The sequence below is a fragment of the Gilliamella sp. B2889 genome (assembly GCF_026536885.1).
GTDB lineage: Bacteria > Pseudomonadota > Gammaproteobacteria > Enterobacterales > Orbaceae > Gilliamella > Gilliamella apicola_E.
In genome coordinates this window covers 320,373-346,186 of sequence record NZ_JAFNNF010000003.1, presented here as the reverse complement: position 1 = coordinate 346,186, position 25,814 = coordinate 320,373, and the positions used below count along the sequence as shown (strand labels likewise).

Genomic DNA, 25,814 nt, shown 5'->3' with positions numbered 1-25,814 from the left:
CTGGATTTTTCTACCAACTTTTTTGTGTTTTTTTATATCTAAGATAATAATCATAACAACAAAGATATAGTGCTACAGTTTTGTACAAGAAATTTAATAAATATTTATGGTTTAGAAGAAGATATTTAATATGAAATTATTCAATATCAAATAATTTTTTTAAAAAAGATTGAGGAGTGTATACCGTTTCATTTTTGTAGTCTTTTAACTTCAACTACAAAACAACAGCAAGTTTGTTATGAAAATCCTACTTATTAGTATAAAACGGAATAACTAAAAGAAGTTTTCATAGATGAGTTTGATACTCATAATAGTGGAAACGGTAATAAGCATTGGTCTTATCAATTTTCGCCCTTTAGCGATAACCATTTTGGCCCCTAATCTTGCGCCAATAAATTGACCAACAAGCATAACAAGACCAATTGACCATACCACTTCTCCACCAACAATAAAAAAGATTAAGCCCGCTAAGTTAGAGGTAAAATTGAGTACTTTGGTATGTGCAGTGGCTTTGGTTAAATTAAAACCGGCAAGGGTGATATAGGCTACTGCGTAAAATGAGCCAGCTCCGGGCCCAAAAAAACCGTCATAAAATCCGATAGCTAATGCTGGTAATAAGGCGAATTGGATTATGGTTAGGCGACTTTTACGGTCATTTTCACCAATGGTCGGGGAGAGTAAAAAATAGAGCCCGACACTAATAGTTAAGATCGGTAAGAGTAATTTTAAGAAGTCAGCTTGTATATGCATGACAGATAATGTGCCAAGCGCCGAGCCAATAAAGGCACAGGTAATTGCGAATTTTTGCTGTTTTAAATCAACCATGCGTTCACGAATAAAGTAAAGGCTGGCAGAGAAAGATCCCCCAGTACTTTGTAATTTATTGGTGGCTAAAGCGCTGGCTGGCGGTAAGCCTACCGCCAAAAGTGCCGGTACTGTTAATAGCCCACCGCCACCAGCAATAGAATCAATAAAACCAGCCAACATGGCTATAAAAAAAAGTAAAGCCAGTAATTCGTAACTCATGATTATTTTACATCACTACATTGTGCAAGGTGTCGAAGATAATGATCCATTAAAACAATTGCAACCATTGCTTCAGCAATTGGTACTGCTCGGATCCCCACACAAGGATCATGTCGACCATGCGTCGATACTTCAACGCTATCACCATAAACATTAATCGACTGCCCGGCAATTTCAATACTTGGCGTAGGTTTTAAAGCAATACTTGCCAAAATGGTTTGCCCGGAGCTAATACCGCCTAAAATACCGCCAGCGTGATTAGATAAAAAGCCTTCAGGGGTAATTTCATCACGATTTTCACTTCCGCGTTTGTTGACAGTAGCAAATCCGTCACCTATTTCTACCCCTTTGACGGCATTGATGCTCATTAGGGCATGGGCAAGATCGGCGTCGAGTTTGTCAAAGACTGGTTCTCCTAACCCTACTGGCACATGCTCAGCCACTATACAAACTTTAGCTCCGATAGAATCACCCTCTTTTTTTAGTTTTCTTAGTAATTCATCAAGAGCTTCCAATTTGCTTTCATCAGGGCAAAAGAAAGGATTTTGGTCTACTTGTTGCCAATCTTTTAGTTGGCACTCGATATCACCCATTTGAGCTAAATAGCCGCGAATAGTGATACCCAGTTTTTCATGTAAATATTTTTTAGCAATAGCACCTGCAGCAACTCGCATGGCGGTTTCACGAGCTGATGATCGACCACCACCACGATAATCACGAATTCCGTATTTTTTTTGGTAGGTGTAGTCAGCATGACTAGGTCTGAAGATATCTTTTATTTTGCTATAATCTTGCGAACGTTGGTCAGTATTTTCAATAAGTAATCCAATGCTGGTTCCTGTAGTTACCCCTTCAAATACACCTGAAAGAATTTTTACTTGATCCGCTTCGCGACGCTGAGTTGTATAGCGAGATGATCCTGGGCGACGACGATCAAGGTCATGTTGCATATCGGATTCGTTTAAACTCAGTCCTGGTGGTACACCATCGACAATGCATCCTAATGCAATGCCATGTGATTCACCAAAGGTAGTGACTTTAAATAATTTACCAATTGAATTTCCTGCCATAGTTCTCTATTCCGATTTTATTTTTTATATTTAATTTATTTAAAATAGTGTTGATAAGCTTTTAGGTCATTATAGGTCAGTGAAAATACACCTAGTCCACCATGTTCAAAAGTTATCCAGTTAAATGGTACGTCTGGATACTGTTCTTGTAAAGATACCCAGCTGTTGCCGACTTCGCAAATTAATAAGCCTTCTGGTGTTAAATAGTTACTTGCATCATGTAAAATTCTTTTCACTAAATCTAACCCATCAAGCCCAGCTTCAAGCGCCAATTTTGGTTCATATAAAAATTCGTCTGGAAGATCATTCATGTCTTCATCATCGACATAAGGCGGATTAGTGACGATTAAGTCATATTTGTTATCAGGTAATCCATTAAACAGATCAGATAGAATTGGGGTGACTTGATATTGCATATCGTGCATTTCAATATTGGTTTGAGCAACATCAAGAGCTTCAAGTGAGATATCGGTAATATCAACTTGCGCCTCAGGGAAGGCATAAGCACAGGCAATCCCAATACAGCCACTACCGGTACAAAGATCTAAGATTTTCTTTGGTTGACTAATAATTAAGTCTTTAAATTGATTGTTAATCAATTCGCCTATCGGAGAGCGAGGTATTAATACTCTTTCATCAACATAAAAGCAGTGACCACAAAACCATGCTTGATTGGTTAAGTAAGGTGTTGGTAAGCGATCAGTAATTCGCTTATTGATGATCGCATTTAATTGTTGTTTTTCATCGCTAGTTAGATTTGATGCATAAAACTCAGGGGGAATAAATAATGATAAGCCTAACGTTGCTAAGATAAGTTGTTTAGCTTCATCTATAGGATTATCTGTTCCATGCCCTAGAAAGATATCTGATTGACTAAGTTGTGACGTGGTCCAGCGTATATAATCCTGAACGGTGCGTAAATTTTCCATATTAACTCCGGAAGATCAAGGAGAAGATGAGGTTACTCGTCAGGTCATTAACCTTGTGCGAATATGTCACCAGTAATGAGATAGAACCTCTGGGTTCTTTGCTGCAATGACTAAATAAATTTTAATGGCGGTGAGGAAGGGATTCGAACCCTTGATACGTTGCCGTATACACACTTTCCAGGCGTGCTCCTTCAACCACTCGGACACCTCACCTTAATTTAGCACCCGCTTTAAAAAAGCAGGGTGCATACTATAATTATCTGGACCAAATTAATCAAGTCTTAATTCATGCAAACAACAACGCCAAAAGCTGCAATAATGGATAAAATTAATACGGTTGCAACTAAAGCATATTTTAAGTCAGTACACATAGTCTTTTCTCCTTACTTTTGTTTTAACACTATTCAATTGGTGTATCTAAAGATAAAAATCCACCTAAGTTTTTACTTTCTTCAATACTTGGATAATTAGGTATTAAGTCAAACAAGATCTCTACCGATTCATCTAAGAATGGATCTGGCTGTTTATAATCTTTAGGTAGTTCCTTTAAATTTTTAATAGGTGCTAGACCTGCACGGTTTAAACGTTCATTCATACGCTTAAGGTCTCGCTCTTCTTTAGTTTTTTGCTCTGTTTCACGTTCATTTTTATTTAATGAGACAGTGAGATTGTCATTTTTTTTGCTATTAAATTCTTTAATGTCTTCTTCGATATAGTTGAATTCTGGGTTTTTAGCAATTCGAGCTTCATGTTGCGATTTTAAGTTTGCTAATAGTGGTTTGATGTTTGCTACAGTTAAATAGTCTGCAGAAGGAATTTTATCCCATGGCATAGCATTATCTAAGAATCGTTCACCAGTTTCATCAACATATTGGCTTTTGGTCATTTCAATATCAGGATCAACACCCTTTAATTGGGTACTGCCACCATTAATACGATAGAATTTTTGGACAGTATATTGAGCACCACCAAGTTCAGGCCAGCTTGGGTGTAAACGGGCATCAACTGGGTATGAGATACCTCGTGAAGTTTGTACTGTTCCCTTGCCATAGGTGGTTTCACCAACAATTACTGCCCGACCATAATCTTGCATCGCTGCTGAGAAAATTTCTGATGCTGAAGCACTATAACGGTTAATCATCACAACAATTGGACCGCTGTAATCAATACCTTTATTTTTGTCATCATAAGTCGTGATTTTTTGAAGGTTATCACGCACTTGTACGACTGGACCATTGTCAATAAATAAACCTGTTAACTCAATAACTTCAGCTAAGGAACCACCACCATTATTGCGCAAATCAATAACTAGGCCTTGTAATTTTTCGCTGTTAGCTTCCATTAATAATGATTGAACCTTTTTGCTTAACCCAATATAGAAGCTTGGTATTTCAATAATACCGACTTTGCCTCGGCTATTATTGATAACTTTTAATTTTGCTTCTCGATCTTCAAAATGAATTTTGTCACGTTTGAGTTCAATGATTTTAGGTTTGCTGTTATTGCCCGCTGGTAAAATTTCTAATTTTACTATGGTGTTTTTAGGACCGCGTATTTTGTCAACAATATCCTCTAATCGCCAACCGATTACATCTTCTATAGGAGAATTGCTTTGCCCTACCCCGATAATTTTATCGCCAACTGTTAATAATTTACTTTTTTCGGCTGGGCCGCCAGTTACAAATGACATGATTACAGTATAATCATCTTGTTGACTAAGTGTGGCACCGATTCCTTCAAAAGATAAACTCATTTCAGAATCAAAATCCCGTTTTTTACGCGGCGCTAAATAGCTAGTATGAGGGTCAATTTCGCGAGCAAACGCATTCATAAAGACTTGGAAACAATCTTCATTATTAGATTGTTCAATAGTTTTTAATACGCGTTTATATCGTTTAGTTAATACTTCACGAATCTGAGTCTCGTTTTTACCCGTTAATGCTAAATTTAGCTCGTCATATTTAACGCGTTTTTCCCAATAGTCATCAAGTTCTTTTTCATTAGTTGCCCATGCTAGGTCTTCACGCTTAAAATTAATTTCGTCTTTAGCGCTAAAGTCCATTGGACGTTGCAATACTTCAAGCGCATATTGATATCGGTTGTAGCGTTTTTGTAAAAAAAGGTTGTAGATATCATAAGCTGTTTTTAGATCGCCATCTCTTAATTCTTGACCTAATTGTTCTTGGTAAATACGGAATTTGTTTACATCATCTTGAAGAAAGATAGTTTTATTACCATCTAATAATTTGAAATAGCGATCGAAAATTTTAGCTGAAAATGCACCATCTAAGGAAAAATCACGATAATGTGATTGAGTAAAGAAATTAGTTACTCGTTTGGCAACAACTTGATGAACTTCATCTTGTTTTAAAACTGGAATTTGTTCCGTTGCAGGAGCTTTGGCCTGAGCCGTTGTACTAATAATACATATAATGAGACCGAATTTAACAAAACCTTTCAGTAACTTATTCATATAAATTCTCTATCGATTAATAATATGCTCAGGTTTGACTGTTAGTTCCATTCCTGTTCCTACTTTGACTTTGATGTGCTCTTTTTCAATAGTAATGATCTGTCCTTTAACTGGTTTTTGACCAACATTGACTCGAACAAAATCACCAATTTTCAAAGCTCTAGGTTTTCGAGAAGGTTTAGGGGCTGCTTTACGTTTTTGTTTTGCCCTTTCCTTAGCTTGCTCCTTGCTTTCTTTTAATTGTTGCTGAGCATGTTCCATTTGTTCTTTGGTAATAACTTCAGTTGGGTTACCATCTAAGTCAACGCGATTTGCACCTTCCTTTATGCAATATAGATAGCGCCAACCCATGGTGTAGGCTCTAAGTGCAATGCGAAGTTTGGTTTTGCTCAATAATTCACTATTTTCTAGGCGAGAGATAATATCTTGAAAGATGCCAATTTTTAAAGGCTTTGCTTCCCCTTCAATAGTAAAACAATTAGGAAACTGCTGGTTTAAATAATTAATAATCTCTTTAGTATTTGTTAATTGAAACTGATTTTCCATTGATTATTCCATTGCTACTAAAAATTTTCTGACTATAAAGTATATCTCAGCTTGTACAATAACACTAATTATCTTTTTTGTGTTTGTTAATAAAAGAAACAAAATCTTTGATACCATTTCGCATTATCCATGAACTGACAATCGTTTGTTCTTCTGCAGATAATTGTTCAAATGCTGTCATCCACAGTTGTAGTGGATTAATTGGCGAAACAACATAAGTTGCACTCTCTTCCTCAAGATACAAAGCTTTTTTAACTTCTATTGACAAGCTGCTAATGTGATACTCAATAGCTTTACCACGAACACCTGAACGTTTACGAGAAGTCCAGTTTTCAGATCTTGCTTTACGATTTATACCTTGTGTTGTTGATGGCATCCCTGCAATACTTAATAGTTCTTTTGGTGAGAACCACTCTTTCATTCTAATAATCCTATTTTTAAGAAACAAGAAAAAGTTATAGAAATTAAAGAAACTTTGTTACAATACTAAGAAACTACCTACCATTGTTATTTAAAGTTAAATTATAAACTTACTGGTTTTGATAACTAGAAAGCATAACATAGATATTTAAGGTTATAAACTAAGAAGGAAGAAAAAAATGGAGATTAAATCTAATGATTGGCATAAAGCAGACATTATTGCCGCATTAAAAAAGAAAGGGACAACTCTCGCTGAACTATCTCGTCAATCCGGACTAAGTTCTTCAACACTTAGCAATGCGCTTGTTAGACCTTGGACAAAAGGAGAGTCAATTATCGCTAAAGCTCTCAATTTAAAACCTTCGCAAATTTGGCCAAGCCGTTATATCAATTCAATGACAAGACAGCCAATTAAGCGAGTTTTGAGAAAAAGTTCAGATAATACATCTTCAAATTATTAACTGACAACAATCTAATTAACACTTTTTTACAAACATATGGAAACATATAGAAACACTTGTTTTCATGTGTTCGTTTTTGCTTTATTCTTTTATCAATTCAATTCATCTATTCTCCTTATTTAAACTAACTTGATTATTTTCATCAATATTAATCCTATGCTATGATTAGCCATCTTTTGATATAAATCATAGTTTAATAGGCAATTATTATGAAAAATCTTAGTAAAATTTTGGTGCTTTTATTTTCAGTATTAGCATTATCCGCATGTTCACAAAAAAATTATTTAGAACAAGGTACCCCACTAAGTCATGAGAAGGTGGATAAAATTGTTGAAGGCTCAACCACTGAGGCACAACTGCTGCATATTTTTGGTCAACCAGCAAGTAAGGTTAGTATTAATGCTAACGAATCAAAATGGACTTATACATATCTTAAAAAAAGTTCAACCAAAAATGCAATTTTTGGGGAAACTCAATACGACATTCTTGAGGGTACGTTAGAAGTAGTGGTAAACCAAGGTGTTGTAACTTGGTTTAACTATTCGCAAAACAATAAACAGAAGAAGTGGTAATTATCATTTGATTATTAAGCACATCAATTAGATGTGCTTTTTCATCTATTTGCTTAATGATTGTTTTTACCGTTAAATCACATTATTCTCAGATTTTCATTTCATATTTTGTTTAGATTCCATTCATATACATTATTCCGCTCTGGACAAAAGTCTTTATTACGTTATACTCGTTTGCGAAATTAACCAGACAATCGCTGCTTTGTTGTTGTCCTTTGTAAAAGGGAGACAAACAGAGGGGAGGAAAGTCCGGGCTCCATAGGGCAGAGTGCCAGGTAACGCCTGGGGGGTGTTGGCGAGAGCGAATACTCACGACTAGTGCAACAGAAAGTATACCGCCGATGGCTTAGCAATAAGATCAGGTAAGGGTGAAAGGGTGCGGTAAGAGCGCACCGCGCAGCTGGTAACAGTTGTGGCACGGTAAACTCCACTCGGAGCAAGGTCAAATAGGGATTCATTGGCGCGGCCCGCGTTGAATCCGGGTAGACTGCTTGAGCTAATGCGTGAGTATTAGCCTAGAGGAATGATTGTCCACGACAGAACCCGGCTTATCGGTTAATTTCACCTTTTTATTCTTTACGGTTTTGCTTTGCTTGTTTTTTATTACTTAACCAACGCTTTACTGCTAACCAAATCGAAAATACTAATCCTAATACCAATAAAAATACTGGTATTAACATTAATAAAGACATAATCTGTTTTTCGTATGTTTTAAAAATTGGTGATAAACCAAATAAATAGCCTAATGTAACAATCAAAAATATCCATAATGTTGCACTTACCCAATTGTAGATGTGAAATTTACGGCTATGCAAACCTGATAACCCCGCCATCATTGGTAATAATGTGCGAACAAATGCAATAAATCGTCCAATAAATAGTGCTTGTAAGCCATATTTGTGGAATAGTACCTCTGATTTATGGTGATATTTTTCTGGCAAATGTGCCATCCAATTCTGTACAGTTTTGGTATTACCCAGCCACCGGCCTTGTGCATAACCGAGCCATGTGCCGAAGGCAGCACCAGCAATTAGAATTAAGTTTATAAGACCAAAATGAAAAACATCAAGACTTATCAATACGCCAGTTAGAAACAGTAAACTATCACCCGGTAAAAAAGCTGCGGGTAACACACCGTTTTCTAATAGAATGATGACAAATAGCATTCCATATAATATCCATAACACATCTGGGTTTGAGAGTGTTTTTATATCCATATGAACAAATGCTTGGTATAGTGTAATGATTGTATCCATTTAGCTTATTTTCTCATTAATGTATTATTATTAGTGGTTAATAGTACCACCTACGGTTAAATTATTCACTTTTAAAGTCGGTTGACCAACTCCAACAGGAACGCTTTGCCCTGCTTTACCACAAACACCAACACCTGGATCAAGTTCGAGATCATTGCCTACCATTGAAATCTGTTGCATCGTTTCAATACCTGATCCAATAAGCGTTGCACCTGTGACCGCCGTAGTAATTTTACCTTTTTCAATTAAATAGGCTTCTGAAGTTGAGAAGACAAATTTTCCTGAAGTTATATCGACTTGCCCACCTGCAAAATTAGGTGCATATAGTCCATAATCTACACTTTGGATGATTTCATCAAAACTCGATGTTCCCGCTAGCATGTAGGTATTGGTCATTCTAGGCATTGGTAAACAGGCGTACCCTTCACGGCGACCATTGCCAGTCGAATGGCAATTCATTAATTTTGCGTTGAGCTTATCAAACATGTAGCCTTTTAAAACACCGTTTTCGATTAATACCGTTTTTTGACTTGGCGTACCTTCATCATCAATAGAGAGTGAACCTCGACGATTTTCAATGGTTCCATCATCAACGATAGTACAAAGCTCTGAGGTAACTTGTTCGCCAATTTTTCCTGAAAACACAGAACTATTTTTACGATTAAAGTCTCCCTCTAGCCCGTGTCCTACTGCTTCGTGAAGTAACACACCTGGCCAACCTGCACCTAAAACAACTGGCATAGTCCCTGCTGGAGCCGGTTTGGCTGAGAGCAAAACTAAAGCTTGACGCACAGCTTTTCGGGTATAACTATCTACATAACTTTCACCTGTTTCGGCGTTAGTCGTTAAAAAATAGTCATAACTAAATCGACCACCACCGCCACTACTCCCTCGTTCACGTTTACCATCTTGTTCGACAAGGACGGATACTGATAAGCGAACTAAAGGCCTAACATCTGCACATAAGGTACCATCAGTGCTAGCGATTAAAATGTCTTCATAACTACCAATTAAGCTTGCTGAAACTTCAATGACTCTTGGATCAATTGAACGTGCTAACTTATCAACTTGGTGTAATAAGGCAATTTTTTGCTCTTGCGAAAAGCTATTTATCGGATTAAGCGATGGATACTTGATGATATTGTTAGCCGTTTTAAATGGAGTAACCATAATTGGTGTTTGATTTTTAGTAATAGAGTTTGCGGCTAATACACTTTGCTCTAATCGAGCTAAAGAAAGCTGATCAGTATAGGCAAATCCTGTTTTTTCACCAATAATCGCTCTAACACCAACACCTTGATCGCGATGAAAAGAGGCATTTTTAATAATGCTATCTTCAAGAGACCAACTTTCGTAATAACCAGATAAAAAATATAAATCACCAAAATCAATTTGCCTTGAACTAAGCATATCAAGCAAATTTACTATATCTTGCTGATTTAAGTTATTTGGATTGAGTAACCGTTCACTCACTTGGGCTACGTTCATAAATTCCTTAATCTAATGATTATCAATATAAAAACTGTAAAATTTATTATTACATAAGTACTACATCATATTGTTCTTGAATATAAAGTGGTTCAACTTTTACTTCAACACGTTTACCAACAAACACTTCAACTTCTGCTAGCGCATGTGATTCATCCGTCGTTAATGCATTAGCCACTGCAGCTGAGGCATAAACCAAAAAGTATTCAGAGCGGTGAGCTTTGTATATACGAACAATTTCACGGAGTATTTCATTACAAACCGTTTCTACTGATTTAACAATCCCTCGACCTTTACATGCAGGACACTCTTCACAAAGTATATGACCAATACTTTCTCGAGTCCGCTTACGTGTCATTTCAACTAACCCCAAACCAGAGAAAGTGTTCACAGATGTTCGTGCTCGATCTTTAGCTAAAAAGTCTTGTAAAGATAATAACACTCGTTCACGGTGAATATCTTCTTGCATATCAATAAAATCGATAATGATAATACCGCCTAAATTGCGTAATCGTAATTGACGCGCAATCGCAATAGTTGCTTCGATATTGGTGTTGAAAATAGTTTCTTCTAAATTACGATGACCTACAAATGCACCAGTATTAATATCAATGGTCGTCATAGCTTCGGTTTGATCAATAATTAAATAACCACCCGATTTTAATTTGACTTTACGGTCTAACGCTCGTTGAATTTCGTTTTCAATATCATACAGATCGAAAATAGGGATATTACCGCGATAATGGGTTAATTTGTTGGTAACTTCTGGCATAAATTCCTGTGTAAACTCAACCAACAAATCATAAGTAAGTTTTGAGTCAACCAAAATTCGTTCAATTGGGTCGCCAACAAAATCCCGTAATACTCGCTGAGATAAAGCAAGCTCACCATAGACTAAATATTTGCTGATTGGACGCGCCATTCGTTCTTGAATTTTTGCCCATAAACGTTTTAAAAAATTGGCATCTTGTTCAAGTTCGTGAGCATTTGCTCCTTCGGCAGCAGTTCTAACAATAAAACCACTTTCATCGGTAACATATTGTTCAACAATTTTTTTTAGCCTTTCACGCTCTTCTTCCGATTCAATTCGTTGCGATGTCGCTACATGAGCAGAGTTTGGACCAGGCATTAAAACTAAATAACGCGAAGGTAAAGTTATATCTGTAGTAAGTCTGGCACCTTTAGTCCCCAAAGGATCTTTAACAACTTGTACCATTAAATCTTGGCCTTGACGTACCAATTCAGAAATATCTTTAACTTGAAACTGTTCTTGTTCACTGTCCGATACGCATTCGGTATGCGGCATGATATCCGAAGCGTGCAAAAAAGCAGCTTTTTCAAGACCGATATCAACAAACGCAGCTTGCATACCCGGTAAAATACGAATGATTTTGCCTTTATAGATATTACCGACAATACCACGACGTGATTCACGATCTACGTGGATTTCTTGTAATATCCCATCTTCAATATATGCCACCCGAGTTTCTGATGGCGTTACGTTCATTAATAATTCGACAGACATAATGATCCCTTATTAATTAATAGCAAAGTTCCGTCTTATTAGTCGTAAGAATAGATAAATCACTATCCATAATACCCCATCAACAAAACTAGATACTAAAATTAAAGGTGAAATCGTTATGGTATGATAAATACTAACTTGAAACAGAAATACTAATATATTATAACAAAGCGAAACGGCAAAAATAATAATTGATTGTTGCCATAAAGCTAAATTACGGATTAACTGGAATTTAAACATTAACAAATAAGCCACGCATGAAAAAATAAATGCGTGAATACCTAAAAGCGATCCTGAGAATAGATCTAAAATGATACCTAATAAAAACGCCATGCCCATACCAATTCGGTGCGGTAATGCTATTAACCAATAGGCCATAATTAACATTAATAAATGTGGCTTAAACATATTATATTCAGGTGACCACGGTATAATTTGTACACATAAGCCAATTAGCAACGTTAACCAAATAACCAGTATACTAATTCGATTATTACCCCTCATGTTTTACTCCTTGATCGCCCCACAATAACAGTAGATAACGTAAACGTTTTAAATCTGCGGTTGGCGTAGCAGAAATAATGGGGGTGGAATCACTTATATCAAGCTTTACTGAACTAACCACAGCCACTGGGTACCCTTCTGGGAAGCGACCATCAAGTCCAGAAGTGACTAAAACATCACCAACTTTGACATCAACATTGTTAGGTAAAAAATCAAGCGTTAAATCGTTACTGCATCCATTACCAACAGCTACCATTGAAATATCATTTCTTAATACTTGTACTGGAATTGCATGTTGATAATCACAAACTAAGATTGCTCGGCTTGTTGATTGAGCGGTTTGATAAATTTGTCCAACGATACCTTTTTCATCTACTACCGGCTGACCTATATATACACCGTCATTTTTACCTTTATTAATTACCACTTGATAAACGTAAGGATCAGTATCAGCTAATAATACTTGAGCAGCCATTTTATGTTCATCATGTCTTAAAGGTGAACCTAATAGCCCTCTTAGGCGGTCATTTTCATGCTTTAAATGTTCAAGCAATAATAGATTACTTTTTTGTTGCATTAAGGTTTCTTGCAGTTCTGCATTTTCTTTAATTAGTGTCTCTTGTGTTTTCGACATTTCATACAGCGAATCAAATGATGATTTTGGTGCATTTGAAACATGATAAAGTGGCGAAATTAAGGTATCTAAATAATAACGAACCTCTTTAAAAGGACGATAATTGATATCTAACACTATTAACGTCAAAGCGAGTGCCAGTGATATAAATAATTGAACACTCAGAGGCGAACGTTTAGAAAAAAGTAATTTCATTGTCCAGTATTTACCTGTTATATATCTAGAATTTAACTATTTTAAGATATGACTCCGCCGACAATGTCGGCGGAAAAAATGAAATATTCGTTACTTGCTAGTAATATTATTACTCTTCACTGAAGAGATCACCACCATGCATATCTACCATATCAAGAGCTTTACCACCACCACGAGCTACGCAAGTAAGTGGGTCTTCAGCTACAACAACGTGAATCCCTGTTTCAGCAGATAATAATTTATCAATATTACGTAATAATGCACCACCACCAGTCAATACCATACCATGTTCTGAAATATCAGAAGCTAGTTCTGGAGGACACTGTTCTAGAGCAACTTTAACAGCACTAACAATACCACTTAATGGCTCTTGTAATGCTTCTAAGATTTCATTCGAGTTTAGTGTAAAACTACGTGGCACACCTTCAGCTAAGTTACGACCACGTACTTCGATTTCAAGGACTTCATCACCTGGATAAGCACTTCCAATGAAGTGTTTAATTTTTTCTGCGGTCGCTTCACCAATTAATGCACCATAATTGCGACGAACATAATTGATTATTGCTTCATCAAAACGGTCTCCACCAATGCGTGCAGAAGCGGAATAAACTACACCATTTAATGAAATAACAGCAACTTCTGTTGTACCGCCACCGATATCAACAACCATTGAACCAGTTGGTGCAGAAACTGGTAAATCAGCACCAATTGCCGCAGCCATTGGCTCTTCAATTAAATAAACTTCACGAGCACCAGCACCTAATGCTGATTCACGAATAGCACGACGTTCCACTTGTGTTGCGCCAACTGGCACACAAACCAATACACGAGGGCTTGGTCTTAAGAAGCTATGGCTATGAACTTGTCGAATAAAATACTGTAACATTTTTTCAGTGACGGAAAAGTCTGCAATCACACCGTCTTTCATTGGTCTGATAGCTGCAATATTACCAGGTGTTCGCCCTAGCATCTGTTTCGCAGCATGGCCAACGGCAGCAACACTTTTAGGTGTTCCTGAGCGATCTTGACGAATGGCAACAACTGAAGGTTCGTTAAGCACAATGCCTTGCCCTTTTACATAAATAAGCGTGTTGGCTGTACCTAAATCAATCGATAAATCATTTGAAAACAAGCCGCGAACTTTTTTGAACATAATAAAAACTCTTCCTAGAATTAATCTTGTTTAAATATATTTGAGTATTAGAAGCAAACTTAGGCGTCTACAAAATATATATTTTAATTTTATCCGACAAATAATAGTTCATTTAGCAGATAAAAACCACAGCCAGCCTCAATAATAATTAAGGGTTATATTGTATCGCAATTTAAAAATAATACCTAGAAAATAGTATAACAAGTGTTTGTAAAGGAGATATATAATGACAAATTATGATTTACAGTGTATCCTTCCGCGTTAATGTTGAGTTACTATTTTTAGTATCGAATTAAAAGATTACTTTTAAGATATTAAAGGTACATTAAAATAATTGTTATTTATATCAAATAAACACGGTGTAATTCATGGATATACGTAAAATTAAAAAGTTAATTGAATTAGTAGAAGAATCAGGTATTTCTGAGCTTGAAATTTCTGAGGGTGAAGAATCGGTTCGAATTAGTCGGTCGACACCTACCTATACAGCTCCAGTGCAAAACATTCAAATTCCCCAACCGGTTGCTGTTCCTGCTCCAACAGTCACTGCGGCTACAGTTGAAGCAGAAGTCATCACAGAAACTAATAGTGGCACAACCATAAAATCACCAATGGTTGGTACGTTCTATCGAACTCCAAGCCCAGAATCTAAAGCATTTGTTGAAGTCGGTCAGTCTGTAAATGTTGGTGATGTGCTTTGCATTGTTGAAGCAATGAAAATGATGAACCAAATTGAATCAGAAAAAGCAGGGACTATTAAAGCTATCTTAGTTGAAAATGGTCAACCAGTTGAATTCGATCAACCACTATTCATTATTGAATAATCAGAATTATTTGTTAACTTAGACGATTAAGAGATTGAATATGCTTGATAAAATTCTTATTGCTAACCGCGGAGAAATCGCTCTTCGTATTTTAAGAGCATGTAAAGAACTTGGAATTAAAACTGTCGCTGTTCACTCTTCGGCAGATAAAGACTTAAAACATGTGCTACTTGCAGACGAAACCGTTTGTATAGGTCCAGCAGCTTCAGCCAAAAGTTATCTTAATATCCCTGCATTAATCTCTGCTGCCGAAGTAACCGGCGCAGCAGCTATTCATCCTGGATATGGATTTTTATCAGAAAATGCGGATTTTGCTGAACAAGTTGAACGTTCAGGCTTTATATTTATCGGTCCAAAACCTGATACTATTCGTTTAATGGGTGATAAAGTTTCAGCCATTGAAGCAATGAAAAAAGCAGGCGTACCTTGTGTTCCTGGTTCTGATGGTCCTCTTGGCAGTAATATGGACCTTAATAAGCAAATTGCTAAAAAAATTGGTTATCCAGTTATTATTAAAGCGTCCGGCGGCGGCGGTGGTCGTGGAATGCGTATTGTTCGTGAAGAAAAAGATCTCGAACAATCAATCAAAATGACTAAACTTGAAGCAAAAACCGCATTTAATAATGATATGGTTTACATGGAAAAATTCCTAGAAAACCCACGCCATATCGAAATACAGGTTTTATCTGATGGACAAGGTCATGCAGTTTATTTAGGTGAACGCGATTGTTCAATGCAAAGACGTCACCAAAAAGTACTTGAAGAAGCACCAGCGGTTGGTATTACACCGAAAATGCGTAAATTCATCGGTGAACGTTGTGTTAATGCATGTATCGAGATTGGATATCGTGGTGCAGGTACTTTTGAGTTCTTATTTGAAAATGGTGAATTCTACTTCATCGAAATGAATACTCGTATTCAAGTAGAACACCCAGTTACTGAAATGGTTACTGGAGTTGATCTTATTCGTGAACAAATTCTGATTGCAGCTGGACAACCTTTGTCAATTAAGCAAAGTGACATTGAAATTAAAGGCCATGCAATTGAATGCCGAATCAATGCCGAAGATCCTAAAACATTTATGCCATCTCCGGGCAAAATAACACGTTTCCATGCTCCGGGGGGATTTGGTATCCGTTGGGAATCACATATATATGCTGGCTATACTGTACCACCATATTATGATTCAATGATCGGTAAATTAATCGCCTATGGTGAAACTCGTGAAGTCGCTATTGCCCGCATGAAGAATGCATTAGCAGAACTGGTTATTGATGGTATAAAAACCAATATCGAACTTCATCTAGAGATTTTAAATGATGAAGGCTTCATAAAAGGTGGCACGAACATTCACTATTTAGAAAAGAAATTAGGTATTTATGAGTAAAATAAGCCCTCAATAATTTGAGGGCTTATTGCTGTATAGAAGTAAATAAAGTATAGGTAATACATATGAAAAATTGGAAAAAAAGCGCTGAAGAAATTTTAACATTAGGTCCAGTAGTTCCTGTTATTGTTATTGAGCGTTTAGAAGATGCCGTTCCTTTAGCAAAAGCATTGATTGCTGGTGGAGTGAAGGTTTTAGAAGTCACATTAAGAACAGCTTGTGCACTTGACGCAATTAAGAAAATTATTAACGAAGTTCCAGAAGCTGTAGTCGGTGCCGGTACTGTAACCACAGTAGAGCAACTTAAACAAGTAACTGAAGCGGGTGTAGAATTTATCATCACTCCGGGTATTACTGACTCTATTTTAAAAGCAGCAGTTGAAGGCCCTGTGCCAGTTATTCCTGGGATTGCAACCATTTCAGAATTATTAACAGCTCAAGAATATGGTTTAACAGCATTAAAATTCTTCCCTGCTGAAATTAATGGCGGTGTTGCTGCATTAAAAGCGTTTGCTGGCCCTTGTGGTTATATGAAATTCTGCCCTACTGGCGGTGTGAATCCTAAAAACTATCGCGATTATTTAGCGCTTGATAATGTTCTTTGCGTTGGTGGAACTTGGTTTATTCCAACTGATGCAATTGCTAAAGGTGATTTTGCTAAAATTACTGAAATGGCAAAAGAAGCCGTTGCAGGAGCAAAATAAGTTTTATCTTACCGCCGACATTGGTCGGCGGTTTAGTCAGTTCTGTCTAACTTCTAAGACCTCTTCCACTTTCAATTATTCGCCATGCTATAAAATATAAAATGCTAACAAATAATATAAGCATCGAAAAAGTAATGACTAATGAAACATCACTAATACCTAAAAAACCATAGCGAAATCCATTAATCATATAAACAATAGGATTAAGTTTAGAAACCCATTGCCAAAAAGTCGGTAACATAGTGATTGAATAAAAAACTCCGCCCAAGTAAGTTAACGGTGTTAATACAAAGGTTGGAATAATACTTATATCATCAAATGATTTTGCAAATACTGCATTTAACAATCCAGCTAATGAAAACAAAATTGAGGTTAATAATAAGGTGAAAACTACAAAAGTCCACGAATGAACTTCATATCTAACAAAAAATAACGATACAGCAGTGACCAACACACCAGTTAATAAACCACGCATTACACCACCACCAACATATCCCCAAATAATAATATGAGTCGGAACAGGAGCAACAAGTATTTCTTCAATATTACGTTGAAATTTAGCACTAAAAAATGAAGAACAGACGTTTGTATATGAATTGGTTATGACCGACATCATAATTAAGCCTGGCACAATGAATGCCATATAACTAAAGCCACCCATATCACCAACTCGCGAACCGATTAAATTACCGAAAATAATAAAATATAGTGACATTGTAATAACAGGAGGAATCAGTGTTTGGATCCAAATTCTTAAAAATCGGGTAACTTCTTTACGCCAAATACTTTTTAAGGCAATCCAATATAAATTATTCATCAATAGCTCCTTTGGTATCATTTCGCAACAAATCTACAAATAATTCTTCTAATCGATTAGCTTTATTACGAACACTAATCACTTTTATGTTTTGTTGATTGAGTTGTTCAAATAACTGATTTAATCCTTGTTGTTTATCTACATTTACTTCTAACATGCCAGATTCAATATCAGTATAATTATACCCTTTAAGGGAGATTGGTGTTGATGTTGGTACATAATCAATAATAATTGTTTCAGATTGACTTTTTGCTAGTAAATCACGCATTGAAGAGTTAGCAATTAATTCTCCGTGCTGGATTATACCAATGTGACGGCAAAGCATTTCTGCTTCTTCCAAATAATGCGTGGTTAATATAATGGTGATGCCTTGTTTATTAATCTCACGTAGAAAATCCCACATGGAACGACGTAACTCTATATCAACCCCAGCAGTAGGTTCATCCAGAATTAATAATTTAGGTTCGTGGACAAGTGCGCGAGCTATCATTAGTCGTCTTTTCATCCCACCTGATAACATATTAGCTCGACTATGTCGTTTATCCCATAAATCTAAAATACGCAGATACTTTTCAGCTCGTTGTAAAGCCAATTTTCGTGGCAACCCATAGTAACCACCTTGATTGGTAACAATTTGGATTACTTCTTCAAATTGGTTAAAGTTAAATTCCTGAGGAACAAGTCCTAATTGTCTTTTTGCATTAACAAGATCTGTATCTAAGTCATATCCAAAGATTTTAACTTGGCCTGAGGTTTTAGTAACTAAAGAGCTAATAATACCAATGGTGGTTGACTTACCTGCACCATTTGGTCCAAGTAAAGCATAAAAATCTCCTGCCGCTACAGTTAAATTAATTCCTTTTAATGCTTCTACACCATTTTTATATTTTTTCTTAAGCGCTATAAGTTCTAGTGCAGGTGTTGACGACATAAATGTATCCTAATTGAGTAAATTGCTATTTGAATAATATGATATCATGTTTAATCAATTGACAATATTGTTTAATATTTAGATAAATATATGGATTAAGGAATAAATGTTATGGTTAAAATTGGATTAGTTTCAATATCAGATAGAGCATCACAAGGCGTTTATCAAGATGAAGGTATTCCAGCATTGTTATCATGGTTAAAATCTGCATTGAAAACAGCTTTTATTACCGAACAACGCATTATTCCCGATGAACAAATCATCATTGAAAAATCATTATGCGAATTGGTTGATGATTTGCAATGTAATCTGATTTTAACCACAGGCGGCACAGGACCAGCAATAAGAGATGTAACACCTGACGCAACTTTAGCTATAGCAGATAGAATAATGCCCGGATTTGGCGAACAGATGCGGCAGATTAGTTTACATTTTGTTCCAACTGCGATTTTATCCAGACAAGTTGGTGTTATTCGTAAGCAATGTTTAATTTTGAATTTACCAGGCCGACCAAAATCAATCAAGGAAACACTTGAAGGTGTAAAGGATGATGAAGGTAACACTATTGTTACTGGCATATTTGCAAGTGTTCCATATTGTATTGATCTGCTAGAAGGTCCTTACATCGAAACACATGATCACATCATTAAATCATTTCGTCCCAAAAATGCTATAAAATCTAATCTTTAATTTTATGCAAATGTCATGCATAATTATGTAGATTATATTCAATATTTGAATGAAGCTTTATAAGAACACTTGCTTAATTAGCAATCATTAAAAATAACTGACCGTAATCAAGCATTTTAGTTAACCCGTTAATATGACTTATTGTTTTAATCAGTTAGTCATAAATTAAATTTAAAGGAACAGTATGAAACAAAAAGATCTCACTAAAACTTTCAAAGAAATGCTTTTACAAGAAAAGTTTAGTTCTCAGATAGGTATCGTACAAGCCTTACAAGAACAAGGATTTGATAATATAAATCAATCTAAAGTATCGCGAATGTTAACTAAATTTGGCGCTGTAAGAACTCGCAACGCAAAATCTGAGATGGTTTATTGTTTACCTGCTGAAATGAGTGTCCCAACAACAAGCAGTCCATTAAAAAATTTAGTGTTAGATATTGATTACAATAGTTCAATGGTTGTTATTCGAACAAGCCCAGGCGCAGCTCAGCTTATTGCGAGATTGTTAGATTCAATCGGTAAATCAGAAGGGATTTTAGGCTCAATTGCCGGTGATGATACGATTTTTAGCACACCAACTAAAGATTGTTCTGTGAAAAAACTATATCAAACGATTATTGAATTATTTGAACGGAGTTTATAATTAACAGTTTATTTTAACAAAGCTCTATAATTTTTTTTAATATTTAACCTATTGACACATTTGGTAAAATCGTTAATCCTATACGACACTGAAATCAGAATTAAGAAGAGGCGCATTACTCAGGCAGATCATTTTAGGGACTGGAGCCGCAAATAAATGATTGAGGGGATGTAATGCCGAGGTTTAATTGTTATTCCAGAAAGCAATTAAATCGACTGCAAGGGCTGAATCCCTTGGGTTGTCACCCTAACAGGTGGAGCGCTTCATGGTATGTATTTTTTTAATTGTATTAGGACATGCCCGCTCTATCTCTGTTAAAAATAAAAATTTTTAATATGAGGAATACATGGAAAGATCATTTATAATTGCTAAGTTTGGCGGTACTAGTGTTGCAGATTATCCCGCAATGGTTAATAGTGCCAATATTGTTATAGCTAATCCTAGTGTCAAAGTTGTTGTGTTGTCTGCCTCTGCAGGTATAACAAATTTACTGGTAGCATTAGCTGAAGGTCGTGATGCCAATGTAAGAGCAAAACATATCGCTAAAATTCAATCGATTCAATACAACATATTAGAAAATCTTCCTGAAAATCCAACCCTACGCGCTGAAATTGACCAAATAATTGCAAATATTGCCTCATTATCAGAAGCAGCAAGCTTGGCAACTTCCCCTGCTTTGACGGATGAATTAGTCAGTCATGGCGAAATAATGTCATCAAAACTATTTGTCGAAATATTAAAACAAAAACAAAAAAATGCCCTATGGTTTGATGTACGTAAAGTCATGCGTACCGATGACAAGTTTGGTAAAGCCGTACCAAAAATTGACGAAATTAAACAACTTTGCTGTGCACATTTGAAATCTTTGAATCCAGAAGCTATCGTAGTTACTCAAGGATTCATTGGTAGTGAAAGTACGGGCAAAACCACAACTTTAGGTCGTGGTGGTAGTGATTATACCGCAGCTCTTCTTGGTGAGGCTTTAAACGCCACGCAAATAGACATTTGGACCGATGTTGCTGGTATTTATACTACTGATCCTCGTATCACATCAGGTGCGAAACGAATTGACGAAATATCATTTGCTGAAGCAGCTGAAATGGCGACCTTTGGTGCTAAAGTTCTACACCCTGCAACACTCGTTCCTGCTGTACGTAGCAATATTCCAGTATTTGTTGGTTCAAGTAAAGCGCCAGAAGCTGGTGGAACTATCGTTTATAACACACATAGCATAAAATCTGCACTACCTTCATTTAGAGCGTTAGCGCTTCGTCGCAAACAAACATTATTGACTTTAACTAGCTTAAATATGCTACACGCACAAGGCTTTTTAGCTAATGTCTTTACCATATTGGCTAAACATAATATTTCGGTTGATTTAGTCACCACCTCTGAAGTTAGTGTCGCATTAACCATTGATACTACAGGCACTAATACCAATGGAAATAGCCTATTAACAAAAGCATTATTCGATGAATTATCAACAGTTTGCCATGTTGAAGTTGAAGAAGATTTAGCACTAATTGCCATCATTGGTAACAATCTAACCACAACAAAAGGTATCGCTAAAGAAGTCTTTGGCGCTTTAGATGACTTTATTATTCGACTTTGTTGTTACGGTGCTAGCACCCATAATCTTTGCCTTCTAGCAAGAAGCAATGATGCTGAAGATGTAATAAAGGTTCTACACAAAACGATTTTCGAATAGTTTAATATCAGGGGCGATTACATTATCGCTCCTAATCATTAATCATATAAATCAACAATTAAACAAAATACCTAGAATATTTGAAAAAATAATTGTAAACTACGCCTAATATTTGTATGAATTTGTGTTTCATACATCTATAGCTTCATACTGTTCTACATAATAATCATTTTTCTTCATATTTAGATAACAATTTTTAAAGCTGTAAATTTACGTTTTATTAATATCTGTTCAACAACTATCATCGTTATTTTTTAGCTATACTAGTAACTTTCAACTTAATTAGACGAAGGAAATTATTATGGGTATTTTAAGCTGGATTATTCTAGGATTAATTGCTGGATGGATCGCTAAGTTTTTTATGCCATTAGGCCGTGTTGGTGTGATAAAAACTATCCTGCTTGGTGTAGCTGGTGCATTAGTCGGCGGTTATATCAGTACCTTCTTTGGTTGGGGTAGTGTGACTGGTTTTAACTTCCCAAGCTTGTTTATCTCTGTGCTTGGTTCTATTTTACTTATTTATCTTTACCGCCTTTTTAAATAAATTCAATAGTAATTTAAATTGGCGAGTTTACTCGCCAATTTTCACTGATCTATCCAACCAAAGTTCTCTCATTTATATCGATGTTTAAAACCTATTAACTTAAATAGCTTTTTAAGTATCCAAATTAATATATATACAATTATGATAATGCTTAGTAAAGCAACCAAAGCCCCTAAAAGGCATACTAAAAAAATAACAAAAAGTGCAATAAACTTATAAAATCCTATATCGCCAAAGCCACCTAACCTCCTGTTAACAGCCTCCACAAATAATAATATTGCTAAAAAAATCCACGCAAGCCAAAATAGTAATTTTTTAAAGCGATTATTAAATTCAATTTCCATTACAAAACTAATAACTTCAATGGCCATTAATATTACAATGAAACTATACAAAAAAGTTATTCCCAAAATTTGTGATATCATCAATTAATTCCATTTAATTTATTTAACGAGATTATAAGAAGTAATTTCGCCACTTCCAGTTTTTTGTTATATTAAACACTAAAATTTATCAAATTTATTCTGCAGGATAAAATGCTCAAAATATTTAATACATTATCACGTGAGAAAGAAATATTTAAACCAATTACACCAAATAAAGTTGGGCTATATGTTTGTGGTGTTACTATCTATGATCTATGCCACATTGGCCATGGCCGTACTTTTGTCGCATTTGATGTCGTTACTCGTTATTTACGTTTTTTAGGTTACGATCTCACTTATGTTCGTAATATTACCGATGTCGATGACAAGATCATCAAGCGTGCATTAGAAAATGGTGAAACTTGTGACGAATTAACTGAACGTATGTTAAATGAGATGTATGCCGATTTCGATGCACTTAATATCAAACGACCCGATGTCGAACCTCGAGCAACTCGTCATATGTCACAAATCATTGAACTTGTTGAAGAGTTAATAAGAAAAAATCACGCTTATATTGCTGACAATGGAGATGTGATGTTTTCGGTAGATAGTGATCCTAACTACGGTATTTTATCACGCCAAAATTTAGAACAGTTACAAGCAGGTGCTCGAGTTGATGTAGTGGACGTAAAACATAATCCAATGGACTTCGTTCTCTGGAAGATGTCAAAACCCAACGAACCAAGCTGGGATTCACCATGGGGGAAAGGTCGACCTGGTTGGCACATTGAATGCTCTGCAATGAACAGCCATCAATTAGGCAACCATTTTGATATTCATGGCGGTGGTTCTGACTTAATGTTCCCACATCATGAAAACGAAATTGCCCAATCAACCTGTGCCCATAATGGTCAATATGTAAATTATTGGATGCACTCAGGCATGGTAATGATAGACCAAGAGAAAATGTCCAAATCACTGAATAACTTTTTCACTATCCGTGATGTTTTAAAACATTATGATGCTGAAACTGTTCGATATTTCTTATTATCAGGCCATTATCGTAGTCAACTTAACTATAGTGAAGAAAATCTAAAACAAGCTCGTACCGCTTTAGAAAGACTTTATACGGCTTTGAGAGACACCGATGCTAACTATCCGCACAACACGCCAGATAGCGATTATCATCGACAATTTTGTCAGGCAATGGATGATGATTTCAATACTCCTGAAGCTTATTCAACTCTATTTGATTTGGCTCGAGAGATCAACAAAGCTAAGTCAGAAAATAATATGCCATTAGCTAATGAACTAGCTGCTGAGTTACGTTATTTATCTTCTGTACTTGGTTTACTTGAACAAGATCCGGTTAAATTCTTACAAGGTAATAGTCAAGATGATGAAGATACACAGCTAATTGAAGCGTTAATTAAACAACGCAACGATGCTCGAGCAAGTAAGAATTGGGCTTTAGCTGATGAAGCTCGAGACAAACTCAATCAGATGAATATTATTTTAGAAGATGGTGCTAACGGCACAACTTGGCGTAAAAAAACTTAATAATATAAATGAAAAATCCCCTAGATTTACACAAAACTAGGGGACTAATCTCACTATTTTTTATCTATTGACGTTAAAATTCCCCGTAAAATATTGAGTTCTTGCTGTTCAATACCAGCTCGCGTAAATAATCTACGTAAACGACCCATAATCTGCCCAGGATGATTAGGATTAATAAATCCGGTTTTTAATAACGTCTGCTCTAAATGCTGATAAAACCGTTCAATATCTTCGCTTTTAGGATACTGAACCTCATTCAGATTATCATCATCATGTTTTAAAGATGCCTCTAAAGTTGACAACATTGACATTCGAATTTCGTAAGTTAGAACCTGAACTGACATAGCTAAATTTAAAGAGCTATAATCTGGATTAGCTGGAATACCAACATGAAAATGGCACTTTTGTAATTCATCATTAGTTAATCCAACTCTTTCTCGACCAAAAACTAAAGCCACTTGAGCATGATGCGCGGTTTCAGCAATAATTTTGTCGCCACATTCTTTCGGGGTTAAGTTTGGCCATTGCAAACTTCTAGGGCGCGCACTAGTACCTATAACCAATGAACAATCTGCTACCGCCTCCTCAAGGGATGAAAAAATCTGTGCCTGTTTGATAATATCACTCGCCCCGGCTGCCAGTGAAATCGATTGGGAATCGGGTTTTATTACAGGGTTCACTAAACATAAACGAGTTAATCCCATCGTTTTCATTGCACGAGCAGCAGACCCCATATTACCAGTATGCGAAGTTTCAACTAAAACAATCTTAACATTATCTAAATAGCTCACATATTCCTCATTAAATAACTAAACTTAATACTTTAAATCAATCTAAATAAACCACAGTATATAATAAAAAACAGATTAAAAGCAGTTCTGTGCTACCTAATATCAAATACCAATAAATTATTTTAGACAAAAGTCACAAAAATCTTAATATAAACCTAATAACCTATTGACGAAATGTGAAAAATTTGTCAATGTAATCAATATAATAATAGCTCAATTAGTAAGTAAACATAGTGGAGGTCAATTATGACTTTAAGTATCACAAGTAAACAAATGGACATTACTCCTGCAATTCGTAGTTATCTTGAAGATAAGTTTTCGAAATTAGATAAATGGAGAGCTCTACTAATCAACCCTCACTTTATCTTATCTAAAGAGCCCGATGGATTTATTATTGATGCAACCATTGCAACCAAAGGCTCGCCACTAGTTGCTTCCGCTAAACACACTGACATGTATGCTGCAATTAATGATTTAGTTGGTAAACTTGAAAGACAACTAAATAAACTCCAACATAAAGGTGAGTCGCGCCGTGCATTTGACAGTATTAAAAATACAGTAATTGAAGAAGAATAATAATTTATAATTTAACAAA

The 25,814-nt window shown here is 35.8% G+C and carries 28 protein-coding genes, 1 tRNA gene, 1 other RNA gene and 1 riboswitch; of the genes, 12 read left to right on the top strand and 18 right to left on the bottom strand.

All coding sequences use genetic code 11. The features are described 5' to 3' along the window. Positions 1-273 precede the first annotated feature (273 nt). The 8 genes from J3U09_RS06565 to J3U09_RS06530 form a co-directional block, all read right to left on the bottom strand. Entirely contained in the window at positions 274-1,026 is a 753-nt protein-coding gene (locus J3U09_RS06565) for a TSUP family transporter (RefSeq protein ID WP_267357572.1), read from the bottom strand. A 2-nt stretch (positions 1,027-1,028) separates the two neighbouring features. Continuing rightward, entirely contained in the window at positions 1,029-2,096 is a 1,068-nt protein-coding gene (aroC, locus tag J3U09_RS06560) for a chorismate synthase (RefSeq protein WP_267336766.1), read from the bottom strand. Positions 2,097-2,131: 35 nt separating this feature from the next. Then, positions 2,132-3,025, bottom strand: a complete 894-nt coding sequence (gene prmB, locus J3U09_RS06555) for a 50S ribosomal protein L3 N(5)-glutamine methyltransferase (RefSeq protein ID WP_065734290.1) — start codon at positions 3,023-3,025, stop codon at positions 2,132-2,134. A gap of 125 nt (positions 3,026-3,150) precedes the next feature. Then, positions 3,151-3,238, bottom strand: a tRNA-Ser gene (locus J3U09_RS06550). A gap of 68 nt (positions 3,239-3,306) precedes the next feature. Beyond that, positions 3,307-3,396 carry a YnhF family membrane protein gene (locus tag J3U09_RS06545; RefSeq protein WP_141673908.1) on the bottom strand — a complete coding sequence of 30 codons (90 nt, stop codon included), beginning with the start codon at positions 3,394-3,396 and terminating at the stop codon, positions 3,307-3,309. Between the two features lie 29 nt (positions 3,397-3,425). Next, positions 3,426-5,498 (bottom strand): carboxy terminal-processing peptidase, encoded by a 2,073-nt coding sequence (prc, locus tag J3U09_RS06540; RefSeq protein ID WP_267357571.1) that lies wholly within the window; start codon positions 5,496-5,498, stop codon positions 3,426-3,428. A 9-nt stretch (positions 5,499-5,507) separates the two neighbouring features. After that, positions 5,508-6,044, bottom strand: a complete 537-nt coding sequence (gene proQ / locus J3U09_RS06535) for an RNA chaperone ProQ (protein ID WP_065562206.1) — start codon at positions 6,042-6,044, stop codon at positions 5,508-5,510. Positions 6,045-6,108: 64 nt separating this feature from the next. After that, complete coding sequence (locus J3U09_RS06530) at positions 6,109-6,465, bottom strand: DNA-binding protein (RefSeq protein WP_065562207.1); 357 nt, start codon at positions 6,463-6,465, stop codon at positions 6,109-6,111. A 178-nt stretch (positions 6,466-6,643) separates the two neighbouring features. On the opposite strand from J3U09_RS06530, the gene J3U09_RS06525 reads away from it, so the two are divergent. From J3U09_RS06525 to rnpB, 3 genes are all read left to right on the top strand, one after another. After that, positions 6,644-6,925: a helix-turn-helix transcriptional regulator gene (locus J3U09_RS06525; protein ID WP_324123926.1), complete on the top strand. Its 282-nt coding sequence runs from the start codon at positions 6,644-6,646 to the stop codon at positions 6,923-6,925. Between the two features lie 209 nt (positions 6,926-7,134). Beyond that, entirely contained in the window at positions 7,135-7,497 is a 363-nt protein-coding gene (gene bamE, locus J3U09_RS06520; RefSeq protein WP_065562209.1) for an outer membrane protein assembly factor BamE domain-containing protein, read from the top strand. A 178-nt stretch (positions 7,498-7,675) separates the two neighbouring features. Next, an RNA gene (gene rnpB / locus J3U09_RS06515) (RNase P RNA component class A) lies at positions 7,676-8,064 on the top strand. A gap of 2 nt (positions 8,065-8,066) precedes the next feature. On the opposite strand, the gene J3U09_RS06510 is transcribed toward rnpB, so the two are convergent. The 6 genes from J3U09_RS06510 to J3U09_RS06485 form a co-directional block, all read right to left on the bottom strand. After that, complete coding sequence (locus J3U09_RS06510; RefSeq protein WP_065562210.1) at positions 8,067-8,753, bottom strand: DedA family protein; 687 nt, start codon at positions 8,751-8,753, stop codon at positions 8,067-8,069. Positions 8,754-8,783: 30 nt separating this feature from the next. After that, entirely contained in the window at positions 8,784-10,241 is a 1,458-nt protein-coding gene (tldD, locus tag J3U09_RS06505; RefSeq protein ID WP_267357570.1) for a metalloprotease TldD, read from the bottom strand. Between the two features lie 49 nt (positions 10,242-10,290). Continuing rightward, positions 10,291-11,766, bottom strand: coding sequence for a ribonuclease G (gene rng / locus J3U09_RS06500; protein WP_065562212.1), 1,476 nt, complete (start codon positions 11,764-11,766; stop codon positions 10,291-10,293). A 12-nt stretch (positions 11,767-11,778) separates the two neighbouring features. Continuing rightward, complete coding sequence (gene mreD / locus J3U09_RS06495; RefSeq protein WP_220225053.1) at positions 11,779-12,270, bottom strand: rod shape-determining protein MreD; 492 nt, start codon at positions 12,268-12,270, stop codon at positions 11,779-11,781. Next, a complete protein-coding gene (gene mreC, locus J3U09_RS06490) occupies positions 12,260-13,099 on the bottom strand; it encodes a rod shape-determining protein MreC (RefSeq protein WP_065562214.1) in 840 nt (279 codons plus the stop codon). Before mreC ends, mreD begins: the two co-directional genes overlap by 11 nt. Before the next feature lie 109 nt (positions 13,100-13,208). Continuing rightward, a complete protein-coding gene (locus tag J3U09_RS06485; RefSeq protein ID WP_065562215.1) occupies positions 13,209-14,252 on the bottom strand; it encodes a rod shape-determining protein in 1,044 nt (347 codons plus the stop codon). 368 nt (positions 14,253-14,620) lie between these two features. On the opposite strand from J3U09_RS06485, the gene accB reads away from it, so the two are divergent. The 3 genes from accB (at position 14,621) to J3U09_RS06470 (ending at position 17,167) form a co-directional block, all read left to right on the top strand. Continuing rightward, a complete protein-coding gene (gene accB / locus J3U09_RS06480) occupies positions 14,621-15,076 on the top strand; it encodes an acetyl-CoA carboxylase biotin carboxyl carrier protein (protein WP_065562216.1) in 456 nt (151 codons plus the stop codon). Between the two features lie 40 nt (positions 15,077-15,116). After that, on the top strand, positions 15,117-16,463 hold the full coding sequence (gene accC, locus J3U09_RS06475; RefSeq protein WP_065562217.1) for an acetyl-CoA carboxylase biotin carboxylase subunit: 1,347 nt from the start codon (positions 15,117-15,119) through the stop codon (positions 16,461-16,463). 65 nt (positions 16,464-16,528) lie between these two features. Next, the gene (locus tag J3U09_RS06470; protein ID WP_065562218.1) at positions 16,529-17,167 is read left to right on the top strand and encodes a bifunctional 4-hydroxy-2-oxoglutarate aldolase/2-dehydro-3-deoxy-phosphogluconate aldolase; all 639 of its coding nucleotides are present in this window, start codon (positions 16,529-16,531) and stop codon (positions 17,165-17,167) included. Positions 17,168-17,213: 46 nt separating this feature from the next. Here the strand turns inward: J3U09_RS06470 and J3U09_RS06465 are convergent, their stop codons facing one another. Both J3U09_RS06465 and J3U09_RS06460 read right to left on the bottom strand, forming a co-directional pair. Then, a complete protein-coding gene (locus tag J3U09_RS06465) occupies positions 17,214-17,984 on the bottom strand; it encodes an ABC transporter permease (protein WP_065562219.1) in 771 nt (256 codons plus the stop codon). Continuing rightward, positions 17,977-18,915 (bottom strand): ABC transporter ATP-binding protein, encoded by a 939-nt coding sequence (locus tag J3U09_RS06460; protein ID WP_065734285.1) that lies wholly within the window; start codon positions 18,913-18,915, stop codon positions 17,977-17,979. The genes J3U09_RS06465 and J3U09_RS06460 overlap by 8 nt, the downstream gene beginning before the upstream one ends. 111 nt (positions 18,916-19,026) lie before the next feature. Here J3U09_RS06460 and mog point away from each other — a divergent pair, with 111 nt between their 5' ends. The 4 genes from mog to J3U09_RS06440 all read left to right on the top strand — a co-directional run bounded on the left by mog (position 19,027) and on the right by J3U09_RS06440 (position 22,500). Beyond that, positions 19,027-19,605: a molybdopterin adenylyltransferase gene (gene mog / locus J3U09_RS06455; protein WP_267331227.1), complete on the top strand. Its 579-nt coding sequence runs from the start codon at positions 19,027-19,029 to the stop codon at positions 19,603-19,605. A 184-nt stretch (positions 19,606-19,789) separates the two neighbouring features. Next, positions 19,790-20,248 carry a transcriptional regulator ArgR gene (argR, locus tag J3U09_RS06450; RefSeq protein WP_065734283.1) on the top strand — a complete coding sequence of 153 codons (459 nt, stop codon included), beginning with the start codon at positions 19,790-19,792 and terminating at the stop codon, positions 20,246-20,248. 97 nt (positions 20,249-20,345) lie between these two features. Beyond that, positions 20,346-20,520, top strand: a riboswitch (Lysine riboswitch). A 74-nt stretch (positions 20,521-20,594) separates the two neighbouring features. Further along, a complete protein-coding gene (gene lysC / locus J3U09_RS06445; RefSeq protein WP_220225055.1) occupies positions 20,595-21,956 on the top strand; it encodes a lysine-sensitive aspartokinase 3 in 1,362 nt (453 codons plus the stop codon). A gap of 301 nt (positions 21,957-22,257) precedes the next feature. Next, complete coding sequence (locus J3U09_RS06440) at positions 22,258-22,500, top strand: GlsB/YeaQ/YmgE family stress response membrane protein (protein WP_065562224.1); 243 nt, start codon at positions 22,258-22,260, stop codon at positions 22,498-22,500. Positions 22,501-22,568: 68 nt separating this feature from the next. Here J3U09_RS06440 and J3U09_RS06435 read toward each other — a convergent pair whose 3' ends face one another. Next, positions 22,569-22,925 (bottom strand): hypothetical protein, encoded by a 357-nt coding sequence (locus J3U09_RS06435; RefSeq protein ID WP_267331226.1) that lies wholly within the window; start codon positions 22,923-22,925, stop codon positions 22,569-22,571. A gap of 111 nt (positions 22,926-23,036) precedes the next feature. Between J3U09_RS06435 and cysS the strand changes: the two genes are divergently transcribed. Continuing rightward, entirely contained in the window at positions 23,037-24,428 is a 1,392-nt protein-coding gene (cysS, locus tag J3U09_RS06430; RefSeq protein ID WP_267352764.1) for a cysteine--tRNA ligase, read from the top strand. 53 nt (positions 24,429-24,481) lie between these two features. Here cysS and trmJ read toward each other — a convergent pair whose 3' ends face one another. Continuing rightward, positions 24,482-25,219 (bottom strand): tRNA (cytosine(32)/uridine(32)-2'-O)-methyltransferase TrmJ, encoded by a 738-nt coding sequence (gene trmJ / locus J3U09_RS06425; protein ID WP_081303351.1) that lies wholly within the window; start codon positions 25,217-25,219, stop codon positions 24,482-24,484. A 246-nt stretch (positions 25,220-25,465) separates the two neighbouring features. Here trmJ and raiA point away from each other — a divergent pair, with 246 nt between their 5' ends. Further along, positions 25,466-25,795: a ribosome-associated translation inhibitor RaiA gene (gene raiA / locus J3U09_RS06420; RefSeq protein WP_065562226.1), complete on the top strand. Its 330-nt coding sequence runs from the start codon at positions 25,466-25,468 to the stop codon at positions 25,793-25,795. Positions 25,796-25,814: the final 19 nt, after the last annotated feature.

Bases quoted from the DNA above. Each gene is read 5' to 3' on its own strand.
- J3U09_RS06565 (WP_267357572.1), bottom strand. From the start codon at position 1,026: ATGAGTTACGAATTACTGGCTTTACTTTTTTTTATAGCCATGTTGGCT.
- aroC (WP_267336766.1), bottom strand. From the start codon at position 2,096: ATGGCAGGAAATTCAATTGGTAAATTATTTAAAGTCACTACCTTTGGT.
- prmB (WP_065734290.1), bottom strand. From the start codon at position 3,025: ATGGAAAATTTACGCACCGTTCAGGATTATATACGCTGGACCACGTCA.
- J3U09_RS06545 (WP_141673908.1), bottom strand. From the start codon at position 3,396: ATGTGTACTGACTTAAAATATGCTTTAGTTGCAACCGTATTAATTTTA.
- prc (WP_267357571.1), bottom strand. From the start codon at position 5,498: ATGAATAAGTTACTGAAAGGTTTTGTTAAATTCGGTCTCATTATATGT.
- proQ (WP_065562206.1), bottom strand. From the start codon at position 6,044: ATGGAAAATCAGTTTCAATTAACAAATACTAAAGAGATTATTAATTAT.
- J3U09_RS06530 (WP_065562207.1), bottom strand. From the start codon at position 6,465: ATGAAAGAGTGGTTCTCACCAAAAGAACTATTAAGTATTGCAGGGATG.
- J3U09_RS06525 (WP_324123926.1), top strand. From the start codon at position 6,644: ATGGAGATTAAATCTAATGATTGGCATAAAGCAGACATTATTGCCGCA.
- bamE (WP_065562209.1), top strand. From the start codon at position 7,135: ATGAAAAATCTTAGTAAAATTTTGGTGCTTTTATTTTCAGTATTAGCA.
- J3U09_RS06510 (WP_065562210.1), bottom strand. From the start codon at position 8,753: ATGGATACAATCATTACACTATACCAAGCATTTGTTCATATGGATATA.
- tldD (WP_267357570.1), bottom strand. From the start codon at position 10,241: ATGAACGTAGCCCAAGTGAGTGAACGGTTACTCAATCCAAATAACTTA.
- rng (WP_065562212.1), bottom strand. From the start codon at position 11,766: ATGTCTGTCGAATTATTAATGAACGTAACGCCATCAGAAACTCGGGTG.
- mreD (WP_220225053.1), bottom strand. From the start codon at position 12,270: ATGAGGGGTAATAATCGAATTAGTATACTGGTTATTTGGTTAACGTTG.
- mreC (WP_065562214.1), bottom strand. From the start codon at position 13,099: ATGAAATTACTTTTTTCTAAACGTTCGCCTCTGAGTGTTCAATTATTT.
- J3U09_RS06485 (WP_065562215.1), bottom strand. From the start codon at position 14,252: ATGTTCAAAAAAGTTCGCGGCTTGTTTTCAAATGATTTATCGATTGAT.
- accB (WP_065562216.1), top strand. From the start codon at position 14,621: ATGGATATACGTAAAATTAAAAAGTTAATTGAATTAGTAGAAGAATCA.
- accC (WP_065562217.1), top strand. From the start codon at position 15,117: ATGCTTGATAAAATTCTTATTGCTAACCGCGGAGAAATCGCTCTTCGT.
- J3U09_RS06470 (WP_065562218.1), top strand. From the start codon at position 16,529: ATGAAAAATTGGAAAAAAAGCGCTGAAGAAATTTTAACATTAGGTCCA.
- J3U09_RS06465 (WP_065562219.1), bottom strand. From the start codon at position 17,984: ATGAATAATTTATATTGGATTGCCTTAAAAAGTATTTGGCGTAAAGAA.
- J3U09_RS06460 (WP_065734285.1), bottom strand. From the start codon at position 18,915: ATGTCGTCAACACCTGCACTAGAACTTATAGCGCTTAAGAAAAAATAT.
- mog (WP_267331227.1), top strand. From the start codon at position 19,027: ATGGTTAAAATTGGATTAGTTTCAATATCAGATAGAGCATCACAAGGC.
- argR (WP_065734283.1), top strand. From the start codon at position 19,790: ATGAAACAAAAAGATCTCACTAAAACTTTCAAAGAAATGCTTTTACAA.
- lysC (WP_220225055.1), top strand. From the start codon at position 20,595: ATGGAAAGATCATTTATAATTGCTAAGTTTGGCGGTACTAGTGTTGCA.
- J3U09_RS06440 (WP_065562224.1), top strand. From the start codon at position 22,258: ATGGGTATTTTAAGCTGGATTATTCTAGGATTAATTGCTGGATGGATC.
- J3U09_RS06435 (WP_267331226.1), bottom strand. From the start codon at position 22,925: ATGATATCACAAATTTTGGGAATAACTTTTTTGTATAGTTTCATTGTA.
- cysS (WP_267352764.1), top strand. From the start codon at position 23,037: ATGCTCAAAATATTTAATACATTATCACGTGAGAAAGAAATATTTAAA.
- raiA (WP_065562226.1), top strand. From the start codon at position 25,466: ATGACTTTAAGTATCACAAGTAAACAAATGGACATTACTCCTGCAATT.